This is a genomic window from Enterobacter sp. SA197 (assembly GCF_054131575.1).
In genome coordinates this window covers 31,209-48,346 of the sequence record NZ_CP096393.1, presented here as the reverse complement: position 1 = coordinate 48,346, position 17,138 = coordinate 31,209, and the positions used below count along the sequence as shown (strand labels likewise).

The 17,138-nt window shown below is 53.0% G+C and carries 13 protein-coding genes; 11 read left to right on the top strand and 2 right to left on the bottom strand.

Annotated features, from left to right (window positions below):
- Window positions 1-167 precede the first annotated feature (167 nt).
- The 7 genes from yihU to ompL all read left to right on the top strand — a co-directional run bounded on the left by yihU (window position 168) and on the right by ompL (window position 9,010).
- Window positions 168-1,052, top strand: coding sequence for a sulfolactaldehyde 3-reductase (gene yihU, locus M1D91_RS00210; RefSeq protein ID WP_437432202.1), 885 nt, complete (start codon window positions 168-170; stop codon window positions 1,050-1,052).
- A 27-nt stretch (window positions 1,053-1,079) separates the two neighbouring features.
- Window positions 1,080-1,955, top strand: coding sequence for a sulfofructosephosphate aldolase (gene yihT, locus M1D91_RS00205; protein WP_437432201.1), 876 nt, complete (start codon window positions 1,080-1,082; stop codon window positions 1,953-1,955).
- 13 nt (window positions 1,956-1,968) lie between these two features.
- Window positions 1,969-3,210 (top strand): sulfoquinovose isomerase, encoded by a 1,242-nt coding sequence (yihS, locus tag M1D91_RS00200; RefSeq protein ID WP_437432200.1) that lies wholly within the window; start codon window positions 1,969-1,971, stop codon window positions 3,208-3,210.
- 118 nt (window positions 3,211-3,328) lie between these two features.
- Entirely contained in the window at window positions 3,329-5,353 is a 2,025-nt protein-coding gene (locus tag M1D91_RS00195) for an alpha-glucosidase (protein WP_437432199.1), read from the top strand.
- Window positions 5,354-5,397: 44 nt separating this feature from the next.
- Window positions 5,398-6,780 carry an MFS transporter gene (locus M1D91_RS00190; protein WP_437432198.1) on the top strand — a complete coding sequence of 461 codons (1,383 nt, stop codon included), beginning with the start codon at window positions 5,398-5,400 and terminating at the stop codon, window positions 6,778-6,780.
- A gap of 45 nt (window positions 6,781-6,825) precedes the next feature.
- Window positions 6,826-8,250, top strand: coding sequence for an MFS transporter (locus M1D91_RS00185; RefSeq protein WP_437432197.1), 1,425 nt, complete (start codon window positions 6,826-6,828; stop codon window positions 8,248-8,250).
- 73 nt (window positions 8,251-8,323) lie between these two features.
- A complete protein-coding gene (ompL, locus tag M1D91_RS00180) occupies window positions 8,324-9,010 on the top strand; it encodes a porin OmpL (protein ID WP_437432196.1) in 687 nt (228 codons plus the stop codon).
- Window positions 9,011-9,064: 54 nt separating this feature from the next.
- Here ompL and typA read toward each other — a convergent pair whose 3' ends face one another.
- The gene (typA, locus tag M1D91_RS00175) at window positions 9,065-10,891 is read right to left on the bottom strand and encodes a ribosome-dependent GTPase TypA (RefSeq protein WP_437432195.1); all 1,827 of its coding nucleotides are present in this window, start codon (window positions 10,889-10,891) and stop codon (window positions 9,065-9,067) included.
- 382 nt (window positions 10,892-11,273) lie between these two features.
- Between typA and glnA the strand changes: the two genes are divergently transcribed.
- The 4 genes from glnA to M1D91_RS00155 all read left to right on the top strand — a co-directional run bounded on the left by glnA (window position 11,274) and on the right by M1D91_RS00155 (window position 15,727).
- Window positions 11,274-12,683 (top strand): glutamate--ammonia ligase, encoded by a 1,410-nt coding sequence (glnA, locus tag M1D91_RS00170; protein ID WP_437432194.1) that lies wholly within the window; start codon window positions 11,274-11,276, stop codon window positions 12,681-12,683.
- Window positions 12,684-13,025: 342 nt separating this feature from the next.
- Complete coding sequence (gene glnL, locus M1D91_RS00165; protein ID WP_437432193.1) at window positions 13,026-14,075, top strand: nitrogen regulation protein NR(II); 1,050 nt, start codon at window positions 13,026-13,028, stop codon at window positions 14,073-14,075.
- 8 nt (window positions 14,076-14,083) lie between these two features.
- Window positions 14,084-15,493, top strand: coding sequence for a nitrogen regulation protein NR(I) (gene glnG, locus M1D91_RS00160; protein WP_437432192.1), 1,410 nt, complete (start codon window positions 14,084-14,086; stop codon window positions 15,491-15,493).
- A gap of 111 nt (window positions 15,494-15,604) precedes the next feature.
- A complete protein-coding gene (locus M1D91_RS00155; protein WP_437432191.1) occupies window positions 15,605-15,727 on the top strand; it encodes a YshB family small membrane protein in 123 nt (40 codons plus the stop codon).
- Between the two features lie 37 nt (window positions 15,728-15,764).
- Here the strand turns inward: M1D91_RS00155 and hemN are convergent, their stop codons facing one another.
- A complete protein-coding gene (hemN, locus tag M1D91_RS00150) occupies window positions 15,765-17,138 on the bottom strand; it encodes an oxygen-independent coproporphyrinogen III oxidase (RefSeq protein WP_437432190.1) in 1,374 nt (457 codons plus the stop codon).

Here is a 17,138-nt window from a genome sequence, read left to right as displayed (position 1 = left end):
TCATTCCTTCACTGATTTGAGATGGGATCATTTTAATTTCACGAAATGTTTAAAAAGTGACAGCTGTCAATTTTTCAACCATAAATTACAAATACGATCAAAAACAGACACCACAAGTGCGCAATAATTGACAAAATATGACATCTACTCACTTACAGGAGAACGGTATGCCGGTCATTGCATTTATAGGACTTGGGCAGATGGGCGCGCCAATGGCGAGCAATCTGCTTAAAAAGGGTCATCAGTTAAAGGTCTACGACGTAAATCCTGCCGCAGTGCAACATCTGGTGAGTAAGGGCGCTCAACAGGCTTCGACACCCGCACAAGCCGCTACCGATGCTGAGTTCGTGATAACCATGCTTCCGAATGGTGACCTGGTGCGCACGGTATTGTTTGGCGAACACGGCGTCTGCGAAGGGTTATCTCCTGACGCCCTGGTTATCGATATGTCAACCATCCACCCCCTGCAAACCGACGCGCTTATCAACGACATGCGTAAAAAAGGTTTCGCCATGATGGATGCCCCCGTAGGACGTACATCCGACCATGCTATTGCCGGCACGCTGTTGTTACTGGCCGGGGGCACCGAGCAGCAAGTAGAACGCGCCGCCCCCATTTTAATGGCCATGGGTAATGAGCTGGTCAATGCGGGTGGTCCAGGCATGGGTATTCGCGTGAAGCTGATTAACAACTACATGAGTATCGCACTGAATGCGTTGTCAGCCGAAGCGGCGGTGTTATGTGAGGCACTTGGCCTCTCCTTCGACGTGGCGCTGAAAGTCATGAGCGGTACGCCCGCCGGAAAAGGCCATTTCACCACCTCCTGGCCGAATAAGGTGCTCAAAGGCGATCTTTCCCCTGCCTTCATGATCGACCTTGCTCACAAAGATCTTGGCATCGCGCTGGATGTCGCCAACCAACTGCATGTCCCCATGCCACTGGGCGCGGCCTCCCGCGAAGTTTACAACCAGGCACGCGCCGCCGGACGTGGTCGCGAAGACTGGACCGCCATCCTGGAACAGGTGCGCAACAGCGCCGGGTTGACTCAATAGCATTCATGAATAACTAAGGACAAAACAATGACGCACTACACCCTGAAAGATATAACCCGCCCTTCTGGCGGTTTCTCCATGCTGGCCGTTGACCAGCGTGAGGCCATGCGTTTGATGTTTGCCGCCGCAGGCGCACCGCAGCCGGTGACCGATCAGGTTCTCACCGACTTTAAAGTAAACGCCGCCAGAATCCTTTCCCCTTATGCCTCGGCTATTCTGGTTGATCAGCAATTCTGCTACCGCCAGGTGGTGGAGCAGAACGCCGTTGCCCAGAGCTGCGCAATGATTGTGGCAGCGGATGAATTTATTCCTGGTAATGGAATTCCTGTTGATAGCGTCATCATCGACAAAAGCGTCGACCCCCAGGCAGTGAAACGTGACGGCGGCAAGGCACTGAAGCTGCTGGTGCTGTGGCGCAGCGATGAAGACCCTCAACAACGCCTTGAGATGGTTAAAGAATTTAATCAGATATGCCACACCCACGGCCTGGTCAGCATCATCGAGCCAGTCGTACGTCCCCCCCGCCGTGGCGCAACATTCGATCGCGAACAGGCCATTATTGATGCCGCCAAAGAGCTGGGGGATAGCGGTGCCGATCTCTATAAAGTCGAGATGCCGCTGTTTGGCAAAGGGAGCCAAGAGGCTCTCCTGAACGCGTCACAACGGCTGAATGACAACATCAGCATGCCCTGGGTCATCCTCTCATCGGGTATTGACGAAAAATTATTCCCTCGCGCCGTGAGCATCGCCATGAAAGCAGGTGCATCGGGCTTCCTGGCGGGGCGTGCTGTCTGGTCCTCGGTGGTTGGTCTGCCCGACACTGAAATGATGCTTCGCGATATCTCCGTGCCCAAACTGCAGCGGCTGGGTGAAATCGTTGACGAAATGATGGCCCGTCGCTGAGGAGAACGGAACGATGAAATGGTTTAACACACTCAGCCACAACCGCTGGCTGGAGCAGGAAACAGACCGAATTTTGGATTTCGGCAAAAACGCGGCCGTCCCCACCGGTTTTGGCTGGTTAGGCAATAACGGTCAGGTCAGAGAGGACATGGGCACCCATCTTTGGATCACCGCCCGCATGTTGCATGTCTATGCGGTTGCGGCAGCGATGGGTCGCCCGGGCGCCCTGGCGCTCGTTGAGCATGGCATCAAAGCCCTGAACGGGCCACTGCGGGATAAAAAACATGGCGGCTGGTACGCCTGCGTCAATGATGAAGGCGTGATTGATGCATCAAAACAGGGCTATCAGCACTTCTTCGTTCTGCTGGGCGCGGCAAGCGCCGTCACTACCGGACACCCTGAAGCACGCCCTCTCCTCGATGAGGCGATTGCGGTAATTGAGCGCTATTTCTGGAGCGAAGAGGAACAGATGTGCCTTGAGTCCTGGGATGAAGCCTTCAGCAAAACGGAAGATTACCGCGGCGGTAACGCCAACATGCATGCCGTTGAGGCATTTTTGATTGTTTATGACGTGACGCACGACCGCAAATGGCTGGATCGCGCGCTGCGAATTGCCTCAGTCATTATTCATGACGTCGCTCGCCGGGGTGAATATCGCGTTAACGAACATTTTGATGCCAACTGGAACCCCCTGCGGGATTACAACAAAGACAACCCGGCGCATCGCTTTCGCGCCTACGGCGGCACACCAGGCCACTGGATCGAGTGGGGCCGCCTGATGCTGCACCTGCGCGCCGCGCTGGAAGCCCGCTTCGAAACCCCACCTGAATGGCTGCTGGAAGATGCAAAAGGTCTTTTCCACGCCACTATCCGCGACGCCTGGGCACCAGATGGCGCAGACGGTTTTGTCTACTCCGTGGACTGGGATGGCACCCCTATCGTGCGGGAACGTGTGCGCTGGCCCATTGTGGAAGCTATGGGTACCGCCTACGCGCTTTATACCGTCACCGGCGATCCGCAATACGAAGCCTGGTATCAGCGCTGGTGGGACTACTGCATTACATACCTGATGGATTACGAAAACGGATCCTGGTGGCAGGAGCTGGATATTCACAACAAGGTGACGACAAAAGTCTGGGATGGCAAACAGGACATCTACCATCTCCTGCACTGCCTGGTAATACCGCGTCTTCCTCTCGCACCGGGTCTGGCACCGGCCGTTGCGGCGGGGCTGCTGGATAGCCAGGCCAGATAACCACACCCAAATAAAGAAGACACCGTGAATCACCTGACGGCGCTTCTCTTACCCGCTCTGTGCCATCTGTTCTTTCACAGGCGGGGTAAGACGCTGTCAGCATACGAATGGAGATCCTATGAGTACCCTACACAATATTACTCTGATAACGACCGATAACGGTTTTACCCTGAGCTGGCAGGAGCGTCTCATCTTACGCCACACCACAGAGAATCCCTGCCTGTGGGTCGGTGCCGGTGTTGCCGACATCGATATGTTCCGCGGTAACTTCAGCATTAAAGATAAACTGAACGAAAAAATCGCTCTTACCAGTGCGACCGTGGTTAAACAGGATTCAGGCTGGGTGGTCCGCTTTACCCGTGGCGACGCCATCAGTGCCACACTGCACATTGGTACTGACGCTGAAGGCCGCCTGCAGTTTAAACTCAAAAACGACGCCACCAGCCACAACCGTATCTGGCTACGCCTTGCAGCTAACCCGGACGACCATATTTACGGCTGCGGTGAACAGTTCTCCTGTTTCGATCTGCGCGGCAAACCCTTCCCGCTCTGGACCAGTGAACAGGGCGTGGGCCGCAATAAACAGAGCCATGTGACCTGGCTTGCTGACTGTAAAGAGAACGCGGGCGGCGACTATTACTGGACCTTCTTCCCTCAGCCCACTTTTGTCAGTACGCAAAAGTACTACTGCCACGTCGATAACAGCTGCTACATGAATTTCGACTTCAGCGCGCCGGACTATCACGAACTGGCATTGTGGGAAGATAATGCAACCCTGCGCTTCGAACACGCAGACAACTACATTGCCTTGCTGGAAAAACTGACGGCGTTACTGGGCCGCCAGCCTGAGCTTCCGGATTGGGTCTACGACGGCGTCACACTGGGCATTCAGGGCGGTACGCAGGTATGCCAGCAGAAGCTGGACACCATGCGCAACGGTGGTGTGAAAGTGAACGGCATCTGGGCGCAGGACTGGTCGGGCATCCGCATGACCTCCTTTGGTAAGCGCGTCATGTGGAACTGGAAATGGAACAGCGAGCTTTACCCGCAGCTTGATACGCAGATTAAGCAGTGGAACCGTGAAGGCATTCAGTTCCTCTCCTATATCAACCCCTATGTCGCCAGCGATAAAGATCTGTGTGCTGAAGCAGCTGCACAGGGTTATCTGGCAAAAGATGCCGCCGGAGAAGATTACCTGGTTGAGTTCGGGGAGTTCTACGGTGGCGTGGTCGATCTGACTAACCCGCAGGCCTATGACTGGTTCAAAAATGTCATTAAGCAGAACCTGATTGAGCTCGGCTGTAACGGCTGGATGGCCGATTTCGGCGAATACCTGCCGACCGATACCTACCTGCACAACGGGGTCAGCGCGGAAATCATGCATAACGCCTGGCCTGCACTTTGGGCGAAATGTAACTACGAAGCGTTGCAGGAGACCGGCAAGCTGGGGGAAATACTCTTCTTTATGCGCGCCGGCTCGACAGGCAGCCAGAAATACTCCGTGATGATGTGGGCAGGCGACCAGAATGTGGACTGGAGTCTGGATGATGGTCTGGCTTCCGTCGTTCCTGCTGCTCTGTCCCTGGCGATGACCGGTCATGGTCTGCACCATAGCGATATCGGCGGTTACACCACCCTGTTCGAGATGAAACGCAGCAAAGAGTTACTGCTGCGCTGGTGCGACTTCAGTGCTTTTACGCCGATGATGCGCACCCATGAAGGCAACCGTCCCGGCGATAACTGGCAATTTGATGGTGATGCAGAAACCATCGCCCACTTTGCCCGTATGACCACCGTGTTCACCACGCTTAAACCCTATATCAAACAAGCGGTTGCGCAAAACGCCGCCACCGGCCTGCCGGTAATGCGTCCACTGTTCCTGCATTACGAAGGAGATGCTCGCGCCTACAGCCTGAAATATCAGTACCTGTTTGGCCGCGATCTGCTGGTGGCCCCCGTGCATGAACAAGGCCGCAGTGACTGGTCGCTTTATCTGCCAGAAGACAACTGGATCAACGCATGGACAGGTGAGCAGTATACCGGCGGCGATATCACGGTTGATGCACCGCTCGGCAAACCCCCGGTCTTTTACCGCGCACAAAGCGAATGGGCCTCACTGTTTGCCACATTGAAGAACATCTAATCAGGCTCGCCCGCAGGAAAACTGCGGGCATCAGGAGAATAACAATGAGTCAGACCTCTGCCGATCCGGCGACCCTACGATTGCCATTCAAAGAAAAACTCGCCTATGGGATAGGTGACCTGGGTTCCAATATCCTGTTGGATATCGGTACGCTTTATCTTCTGAAGTTTTATACCGATGTGCTGGGACTTCCGGGTACCTATGGCGGCATCATTTTTCTGATCGCCAAATTCTTTACCGCGTTTACCGACATGGGTACCGGCATCATGCTGGATTCCCGCCGTAACATTGGCCCCAAAGGAAAGTTTCGTCCCTTTGTGCTTTATGCGGCCTTCCCGGTCACGCTCCTGGCGATCGCGAACTTTGTTGGCACCCCCTTCGAAGTCACCGGTAAAACCGTCATGGCCACGGTGCTGTTTATGCTTTACGGCCTGTTTTTTAGCATGATGAACTGTTCATACGGTGCAATGGTGCCTGCCATTACCAAAAATCCGGATGAACGTGCCTCGCTGGCGGCATGGCGTCAGGGAGGGGCGACCCTCGGGTTACTGCTGTGTACAGTGGGTTTTGTGCCGGTGATGAACCTGATTGAGGGGAATCAACAGCTGGGCTACATCTTCGCCGCCACGCTGTTTTCACTGTTTGGTCTGTTCTTTATGTGGTGGTGCTTCTACGGCGTGAAGGAGCGCTACGTTGAAACTCAACCCGCTAATCCGGCGCAAAAACCGGGCCTGCTGAAGTCATTTCGCGCCATTGCCGGTAACCGTCCGCTGTTTATTCTGTGTATCGCCAACCTTTGTACGCTGGGGGCGTTTAACGTCAAGCTCGCCATCCAGGTTTACTACACCCAATACGTTCTGAATGACCCTATTTTACTTTCTTACATGGGCTTCTTCAGCATGGGCTGTATCTTCATCGGCGTCTTTTTGATGCCCGGTGCGGTGCGTCGTTTCGGTAAGAAGAAAGTCTATATTGGCGGCCTGCTGACCTGGGTTGCGGGCGACCTGCTCAACTACATGTTCGGCGGCGGTTCAGTCAGCTTCGTGGCCTTCTCCTGCCTTGCGTTCTTTGGCTCTGCTTTTGTTAACAGCCTCAACTGGGCGCTGGTCTCCGACACGGTCGAATATGGCGAGTGGCGCACCGGCGTTCGTTCCGAAGGTACGGTCTACACCGGATTTACCTTCTTCCGTAAAGTGTCGCAAGCGCTGGCAGGCTTCTTCCCGGGATGGATGCTGACCCAGATAGGCTATGTGCCAAACGTCGTGCAGTCGGAGAGAACGGTGGAAGGATTACGGCAACTGATCTTCATCTATCCCTGCGCGCTCGCGGTTGCCACGATCGTCGCCATGGGCTGTTTCTACAATCTCAACGAAAAAATGTACATACGTATCGTTACAGAGATTGAAACGCGTAAACGCACCGCCTGATAAGTCAACAAGTTAGCGCCCTGCGGGGCGCTACGAGGATCGCTTATGAACCACATCACTGATCCGTTAACCCTGAAACTAAGCCTGCGCGAGAAGTTCGCCTATGGAATGGGTGATTTTGGCTCCAATTTGATGCTATGCATCGGCACACTCTATTTACTGAAGTTTTATACCGATGAGCTGGGGATGCCGGCGTTCTATGGCGGCATCATCTTCCTTGTGGCGAAATTCTTTACCGCCTTTACCGATATGTTAACCGGGGTGTTGCTCGACTCTCGGCGTAAAATTGGACCCGCAGGCAAGTTCCGCCCCTTCATTCTTTATGCTTCTGTCCCGGTGGCGCTGGTTGCCACGGCACAGTTTATGACCAACGATTTCAGTCTGACGGTTAAAACCGCCCTTGCCACGGTGCTGTTCATGATGTTTGGACTGTTCTACAGTCTGATGAACTGCTCATACGGCGCCATGGTACCTGCGATCACCAAAAACCCGCAGGAACGCGCGCATCTTGCTGCCTGGCGGCAGGGAGGAGCGACGATAGGGCTTCTGCTGTGTACGGTGGGCTTTATGCCGGTGCAATCACTCTTTGTTGGCAGATCGTCACTCGGCTACCTCATTGCTGCACTGCTTTTTGTTACCTGCGGTTTGTTCTGCATGTGGTGGTGTTATAGCGGCGTAAAAGAGCGTTATGTCGAACTCTCTCCGGAAGGGCATAAGCCTGGGATTATGAAATCGTTTTACGCCATCTTCCGTAATCCTCCCCTGCTGGTATTGTGTATCGCCAACCTCTGTACCCTGGCCGCATTCAATATCAAACTGGCTATCCAGGTCTATTACACCCAGTATGTGCTGAACGATATTCATCTGCTGTCGTGGATGGGTTTTTTCAGCATGGGCTGCATTCTGGTGGGCGTATTCTTGGTGCCGGGTGCAGTAAAACGCTTTGGCAAAAAACAGGTTTACCTGGGCGGGCTGGCACTCTGGGCAGTAGGCGATGTGCTTAATTTTTTCCTCGGCACTAACTCTCTGTTATTTATTTGTTTTTCATGCATGGCATTTTTTGGCACCGCTTTTGTGAATAGCCTGAACTGGGCCCTGGTGCCAGACACCGTCGATTATGGCGAATGGAAAACGGGAATTCGTGCAGAAGGCTCTGTTTATACTGGCTATACCTTTTCACGAAAAATTTCCGCCGCGCTGGCGGGTTTTTTACCTGGCATAATGCTGACGCAAATTGGTTACATTCCTAACATTGCGCAAAGCGATGCTACGTTGTTGGGGTTACGTCAGCTCATATTCCTTTGGCCTTGTTCGCTCGCTATTATTGCCGCCCTCACGATGGGATTCTTTTATAAACTAAATGAGCAGCGTTTTGCTTTTATTATTGAGGAAATCAGCAACCGGAAAAACAACCAAACTATATCCACAGAGGTAAACGCAGAAAATAAAGCGTCAACAGTGACTTTATAAATAAAAAAATGTACCTCTCCCTTCCTGCTCTGCAGGAGGGGTGGCCCCTTTGTATCTGATACCTGGAAAAACTATGAATAAAATAATGACCGCCCTGCTTGTTTTGACCCTCCCTGGCACCGCCTTTGCTGGCGCTTATGTTGAAACACGCGAAGCATATAACACCGCCTCTGACCTGCATGAAGTCATTCTCCGTGCAGGCTATAACTTTGACATGGGCGCAGGGTTAATGGCGACGAATGCCTATAATGTTGGGCGCTGGGATGAAATAAAGCACAGTTACAATGAAATTGAGGGCTGGTATCCGTTATTTAAGCCTACTGATAAATTAACCTTTCAGCCGGGTGGCTTGATTAACGATAATCGAGATGGTTCAGGCGGAGCAGTTTATTTCGATACAAATTATAAATTCGTCCCCTGGTTTAACCTTACGTTCCGTTATCGTTATAACCACAGCAATTACGACACCGTCGACCTTAATGGCAAGATGGATAAAAACGATACTCATGAATTTGCCAGCTACTGGAATTTCAGATTGACTGATTCGTTTTTCTACACTTTTGAGCCACACTATTTCCAGCGCATAAACGATTACCATAGTAAGAATGGCAAAGATCATCACTGGGAGATAACCAATAAATTTAGCTACAAAATAACCCCAAACTGGATGCCCTACCTCGAACTGCAATGGCTGGACCGCTGGAACGCTTACAATAGCGAGCAGTACCGTATTCGTTTAGGTTTACGGTATTCGTTCTGAAACAAAAAAGCCGGGCAACACAGTGCCCGGCTTTTTTACGAAAGGGAGCGTTAATTACGCTTCTTTCGCACCACGACCCGCACGTTTACGGTCGTTTTCAGTCAGATGGCGTTTACGGATACGCACGGAGGTAGGAGTCACTTCTACCAGTTCGTCGTCATCGATAAATTCCAGTGCCTGTTCCAGCGTCATCTTGATCGGCGGAACCAGAACCGTTGCTTCGTCTGTACCAGACGCACGCATGTTGGTCAGTTTCTTACCGGTCAGGCAGTTTACCGTCAGGTCGTTAGAACGGCTGTGAATACCGATGATCTGGCCTTCATAGACTTCTGCACCGTGACCCAGGAACAGCTTACCGCGGTCCTGCAGGCTGAACAGGGCAAACGCAACAGCTTTACCCTGACCGTTGGAGATCAGCACGCCGTTGTTACGCTGGCCGATTTCGCCCGGACGCACGTCGTCATAGTGGCTGAAGGTGGAGTACAGCAGACCGGTACCGGAGGTCATGGTCATGAACTCGGTACGGAAGCCGATCAGGCCACGAGCCGGGATCAGGTAGTCCAGACGGATACGACCTTTGCCGTCAGGGATCATGTCTTTGACATCGCCCTTACGTTCGCCCATCGCCTGCATCACAGAACCCTGATGCTGCTCTTCGATATCCAGCGTGACGTTCTCGAACGGCTCCTGCATGCGGCCATCGATCATACGGTTGATAACTTTCGGACGGGACACAGCCAGTTCGAAGCCTTCACGACGCATGTTTTCGATAAGCACGGACAGGTGCAGCTCACCACGACCCGAAACGCGGAATGCGTCAGAGTCTTCGGTTTCTTCAACGCGCAGTGCCACGTTGTGTACCAGTTCTTTGTTCAGACGCTCAAGGATCTGACGAGAGGTAACGAATTTACCTTCTTTACCACAGAACGGAGAGGTGTTGACGTTAAAGAACATGGTTACAGTCGGTTCATCGACAGACAGCGCTGGCAGCGCTTCTACGTTCTGCGGATCGCAGAGCGTGTCTGAGATGTTCAGTTCGCCAAGACCGGTAATGGCGATGATGTCACCCGCTTCGGCTTCGGTGGACTCAATACGTTCCAGGCCGAGGTGAGTCAGTACTTTACCGACTTTACCGTTACGTGTTTTACCTTCGCTGTCGATCAGGGTGATCTGCTGGTTAGGTTTCACTTTACCGCGCTTGATACGACCAATGCCGATAACACCAACATAGTTGTTGTAATCGAGCTGAGAGATCTGCATCTGGAACGGGCCGTCCAGGTCAACGTTCGGTGCCGGTACGTGGTCAACAATCGCCTGGTACAGCGGGGTCATGTCTTCCGCCATCTCAGTGTGATCGTTACCCGCGATACCCATCAGTGCGGATGCATAGATGATAGGGAAATCGAGCTGCTCGTCAGTCGCATCCAGGTTTACGAACAGGTCAAATACCTGATCGACAACCCAGTCAGGACGCGCGCCAGGACGGTCAACTTTGTTGATAACAACAATTGGCTTCAAACCGTGGGCAAAGGCCTTTTTGGTTACGAAGCGCGTCTGCGGCATTGGGCCATCCATTGCGTCAACAACCAGCAGTACGGAGTCTACCATGGACATTACACGTTCAACTTCACCACCGAAGTCGGCGTGACCCGGGGTATCAACGATGTTGATACGGTAGTCATTCCATTTGATAGCGGTGTTTTTAGCGAGGATGGTAATCCCACGCTCTTTCTCCAGGTCATTGGAGTCCATCACGCGTTCGGTGGCTTCAGCACGTTCGTTACTGAAGGTACCAGATTGCTGCAGCAGCTTATCAACCAGGGTAGTTTTACCATGGTCAACGTGCGCGATGATGGCGATATTACGCAGATTTTCGATCACAACTTTGCCTCAGGCATTTAGAAATAGCGCGTTATTGTACACGGATTAATCGCACTACAAAACAGGATCACAAACATCCCCCGCAAACAAGTATCGCAGGGATGCTTTGTGATCACTTTCACGAAGCGGAATTGGGCTACTTTAACAAAAATTGCACCAATACGGTGCTTGTTGTTCACATAAAAGCACTATATTGGTGCAATGTGACCATCATGGTGCAGCCCTTTTGCACTATGGTGCGCATAATAGCGCCTTTTTAGTGACATTTAAAAGTTGGCATAGATTTCGCTTTATAAAATTTATGGCAACACCGCCAGATTGACGCAGTATCTGCAGACCTCGTTACCACGACGACAATGAAAAAATCCGGGAGAGTTTAAGTATGTCCGCTGAACACGTATTGACGATGCTGAATGAGCATGAAGTGAAATTTGTTGATTTGCGCTTCACCGATACCAAAGGTAAAGAACAGCACGTCACTATTCCTGCTCATCAGGTTAATGCCGAATTCTTTGAAGAAGGCAAAATGTTTGACGGCTCCTCGATTGGCGGCTGGAAAGGCATCAACGAATCCGACATGGTTCTGATGCCGGATGCCTCTACCGCGCTCATTGACCCGTTCTACGAAGAATCGACCCTGATCATTCGCTGTGACATCCTGGAACCTGGTACTCTGCAGGGCTACGATCGTGACCCACGTTCTATCGCTAAACGTGCTGAAGAATATCTGCGTTCTACCGGCCTTGCTGATACCGTTCTCTTCGGACCAGAGCCAGAGTTCTTCCTGTTTGACGACATCCGTTTTGGCGCGTCCATCTCCGGTTCTCACGTTGCTATCGATGATATCGAAGGTGCCTGGAACTCCTCCACCAAATACGAAGGCGGCAACAAAGGCCACCGTCCGGGTGTGAAAGGCGGTTACTTCCCGGTTCCGCCAGTCGATTCTTCACAGGACATCCGTTCCACCATGTGTTTGATCATGGAAGAGATGGGTCTGGTGGTTGAAGCGCATCACCACGAAGTGGCGACGGCAGGTCAGAACGAAATCGCAACCCGCTTTAACACCATGACCAAGAAAGCGGACGAAATTCAGATTTATAAATATGTAGTGCACAACGTTGCGCACCGTTTCGGCAAAACAGCAACCTTCATGCCGAAACCGATGTTCGGCGATAACGGCTCCGGTATGCACTGCCATATGTCCCTGTCCAAGAACGGCGTAAACCTCTTCTCTGGTGACAAATATGCCGGTCTGTCTGAGCAGGCGCTGTACTACATTGGCGGTGTTATCAAACACGCTAAAGCGATCAACGCCCTGGCAAACCCGACCACCAACTCCTACAAGCGTCTGGTCCCGGGTTATGAAGCACCTGTTATGCTGGCTTACTCTGCCCGTAACCGTTCTGCTTCTATCCGTATCCCGGTTGTTGCCTCTCCGAAAGCACGTCGCATCGAAGTGCGCTTCCCGGACCCGGCTGCTAACCCGTACCTGTGCTTTGCTGCCCTGCTGATGGCTGGCCTTGATGGTATCAAGAACAAAATCCACCCGGGCGAAGCAATGGACAAAAACCTGTATGACCTGCCGCCGGAAGAAGCGAAAGAGATCCCACAGGTTGCAGGCTCTCTGGAAGAAGCACTGAACGCACTGAATGAAGACCGCGAATTCCTGACGGCGGGCGGCGTGTTCACTGACGACGCTATCGATGCATACATCGCACTGCGTACCGAAGAAAACGACCGCGTGCGCATGACGCCGCACCCGGTAGAGTTCGAACTGTACTACAGCGTTTAATACCTTAGTAATAATAGCCAACGTTTTTCTTGTCCCGGCAAGATGGCCACTGAGCGAATCCCCAGGAGCATAGCAACCTATGTGACTGGGGTGCGCGAAAGCGGCCGACGCGGCAGGGGCGAGAAAGACGCAGGATATTTCGTTGCCGTGGAAACTTTTAGCCTGCCCTGGCAGGCTTGAGATTGATAACAAACTTTGCCACCTGGTAGCAGAGTTTGTTCGTCATCTGTAGCCCATCTTCGGATGGGCTTTTTTCTCCGCCCACCCTGAGATATCGGGCTTTTAACAGCGGTTAAAAGCTATAATGCACTAAATTAGTGCAACCTTTTGGGAGACTGCTGAATGGCGAGTGGCTCGTTGCCCGATGCTGGGCAGATCCTCAATTCTTTAATCAACAGCATCTTGCTGGTTGATGATGAGCTGGCGGTGCATTACGCCAACCCAGCCGCACAACAACTACTGGCGCAGAGTTCGCGTAAATTATTCGGCACGCCGCTGCCGGAACTGCTGAGTTATTTTTCACTGAACATCGTCTTAATGCGCGAGAGCCTTAATGCTGGTCAGGGCTTTACCGACAACGAAGTGACCCTGGTGATTGATGGTCGCTCACACATTCTTTCGTTAACGGCACAACGCTTACCTGAAGGCCTCATCCTGCTGGAGATGGCTCCGATGGATAATCAGCGACGCCTTAGCCAGGAGCAGTTACAGCATGCTCAGCAGGTGGCGGCGCGCGATCTGGTTCGTGGCCTGGCGCATGAAATCAAAAACCCGCTCGGTGGTTTACGCGGCGCGGCGCAGCTGCTTGCAAAAGCACTGCCTGACCCCTCGCTGACGGAATATACCAAGGTGATTATCGAACAGGCTGATCGGTTACGTAACCTGGTCGACAGACTGCTCGGACCGCAGCAGCCCGGCATGCACGTTACCGAAAGTATTCACAAAGTTGCTGAGCGCGTGGTGAAACTGGTGTCGATGGAGCTGCCGGATAATGTCACTCTGGTACGTGATTATGATCCGAGCTTACCGGAACTGGCGCACGACCCCGATCAAATAGAACAGGTGTTACTGAATATCGTCCGCAACGCTTTACAGGCCCTTGGCCCGGAAGGCGGCGAGATCATTCTGCGGACGCGCACCGCCTTCCAGTTAACGCTGCACGGTGTACGTTATCGCCTGGCCGCGCGCATTGATGTGGAAGATAACGGCCCGGGCATTCCCTCACATTTACAGGATACGCTGTTCTACCCGATGGTCAGCGGGCGTGAAGGCGGCACCGGACTGGGTTTATCCATCGCTCGCAGTTTGATCGATCAACACTCTGGCAAAATTGAATTCACCAGTTGGCCAGGCCATACCGAGTTTTCGGTGTTCCTGCCTATTCGGAAATAGAGGTGTTTATGCAACGAGGGATAGTCTGGATCGTTGATGATGATAGCTCCATCCGTTGGGTGCTTGAACGCGCGCTCACCGGTGCTGGCTTGAGCTGCACGACCTTTGAAAATGCAACTGACGTGCTTGATGCGCTGACCACCAAAACCCCGGACGTACTGCTGTCGGATATCCGTATGCCGGGGATGGACGGTCTTGCCCTGTTAAAGCAGATAAAACAGCGTCATCCCATGCTTCCGGTCATCATAATGACCGCCCATTCGGATCTGGACGCCGCCGTCAGCGCCTATCAACAAGGGGCGTTTGATTATCTGCCAAAACCCTTCGATATTGACGAAGCGGTAGCGCTGGTAGAGCGTGCCATCAGTCACTATCAGGAGCAGCAACAGCCACGCAACGTGCAGGTAAGCGGCCCAACCACCGACATTATTGGTGAAGCGCCCGCTATGCAGGATGTGTTTCGCATCATTGGACGCCTGTCACGCTCCTCCATCAGCGTGCTGATTAACGGGGAATCCGGAACCGGTAAAGAGCTTGTGGCTCATGCGTTGCATCGTCACAGCCCACGCGTTAAAGCGCCATTTATTGCGCTGAATATGGCGGCCATTCCCAAAGACTTGATTGAATCTGAGCTGTTTGGTCACGAGAAAGGGGCCTTTACCGGCGCGAATACGATTCGCCAGGGCCGTTTTGAGCAGGCAGATGGCGGGACGTTGTTCCTGGATGAGATCGGGGATATGCCGCTGGATGTACAGACGCGCCTGCTGCGTGTGCTGGCAGACGGCCAGTTTTATCGTGTGGGTGGCTACGCGCCGGTGAAAGTGGATGTGCGTATTATTGCCGCGACCCATCAGAACCTCGAACTGCGTGTGCAGGAGGGAAAATTCCGTGAGGATCTGTTCCATCGCCTGAATGTCATTCGCGTCCATCTGCCGCCGTTGCGCGAACGTCGTGAAGATATCCCTCGTCTGGCACGTCACTTCCTGCAGGTCGCCGCCCGCGAACTGGGTGTCGAAGCGAAGCTGCTACATCCGGAAACGGAAGCCGCCCTGACCCGTCTCGCCTGGCAGGGTAACGTTCGCCAGCTGGAAAATACCTGTCGCTGGCTGACCGTGATGGCCGCAGGCCAGGAAGTATTGATTCAGGATTTACCAGCAGAACTGTTTGAAACCACCGTGCCGGACAACCCATCACAATCACTGCCCGACAGCTGGGCAACGCTGCTGGCACAGTGGGCCGATCGTGCGCTGCGTTCCGGTCATCAAAACCTGCTTTCTGAAGCGCAGCCAGAGATGGAGCGCACCCTGCTCACGACCGCGCTTCGTCATACTCAAGGGCATAAACAGGAAGCCGCTCGTCTGCTGGGGTGGGGACGTAACACGCTGACTCGCAAGCTGAAAGAGCTGGGAATGGAGTAACGGCTCGCCATATTGTAAAGATTGAATAGTGAGCGCAAATTGCTGCAATCTTGCACTTTACTGTTCCGATGAGTTCAGTATGATCTTGCCCGTTCACGGGGGAACTGAATCATGCTGGAATCATTAATTAATATGGTGTCGGGCAGCGTTGAAGTCGGCGCTGCGGTAGGTCATACACCGCAAGCAGCCGTAGCGGCAGTACTCTGCGCTGCGCTGTTTGGACTTTTTAGCTAACCTTACCGGGCCTACGTTCTGTAGGCCTGATAAACCCCTAAATCACCCGAGAGAACTGCTGCATGCGCGCTTTCTGACGCAAATAGACGTCAAAGCACATACAGATATTGCGGATGAGCAATCGCCCCTTTGCGGTAACCCTGATCCCCTGCTCGTTAATAGCCACCAGCCCATCTTTTGCCAGCGGCGCAAGCAGCTTCAGATCGTCAGCAAAGTAATCGTTAAAGGTAAGATCCCACTGGTTTTCCACCGCCGCAAAATCCAGGCGGAAGTGGCAAATCAGCGCTTTGATGACGTCACGTCGTATGCAGTCATCGCGTGTCAGCGCAATACCACGCCATAGTGCATTGCCGGTTTCATCAACCTGCTGGTAATACGCCTTTAACTCTTTCTGGTTCTGGGCGTAGCTGTCACCAATCATGCTGATGGCCGACACGCCCATTCCCAGCAGATCCGAATCACCCTGGGTGGTGTACCCCTGGAAATTACGGTGCAACAGGCCTTCCCGCTGCGCCACGGCCAGTTCATCATCCGGACGGGCAAAGTGGTCCATGCCAATGAACTGATAACCCGCATCAGTCAGCGAGGTAATGGTCTGCTGCAGAATATCCAGCTTTTGTTGCGGGGAGGGCAGATCGGCGTCTTTGATTTTACGCTGCGCGGCAAACAGGGTGGGCAGATGCGCATAGTTAAACACGCTCAGACGGTCCGGGTTGAGCTCCGCGACCCGGTTAAGGGTAAAGGCGAAACTTTCAGGTGTTTGCTTAGGCAGGCCGTAAATCAGGTCGATATTGGTTGAGGTGAAGCCAATCTCACGCGCGCGGTTGATCAGCGCAAAAATAAAGTCTTCATCCTGCTCACGGTTGACCAGACGCTGAACCTCTTTGTTGAAGTCCTGCACCCCCATGCTCAGGCGATTGAAGCCCTCCGCGCGAAGGTGATCAAGCACGTCGAGTTCAATCTCGCGCGGGTCAACTTCAATTGAGATTTCCGCTTGCTCGTCAAAATGGAAATGGCCGCGCAACAGCCCCATCAGGCGGCTTATTTGCGTTTTATCCAGATAGGTGGGTGTACCGCCCCCCCAGTGCAACTGGCTGACTCTGCGGTCGGTAAACAGAGGTGCACGATGAATAATTTCCTGCTCAAGCGCATCCAGATACTGATCGGCTTTGTGCTGCTGGCGGGTGACAATCTTATTACAGCCACAGAAGTAGCAGAGCTTGTGGCAGAACGGGATGTGCACATAGAGCGAGAGCGGACGACCCGGATAGCGGGCAACGGCAGCACGAAAATCATCTTCACCGTAATCGGCAGAAAACTCGAGCGCGGTAGGGTAGGACGTATAGCGCGGCCCGGAATAGTTATATTTCTGGATGAGGGCCAGATCCCAGTCAATACATTGCTCAGACAT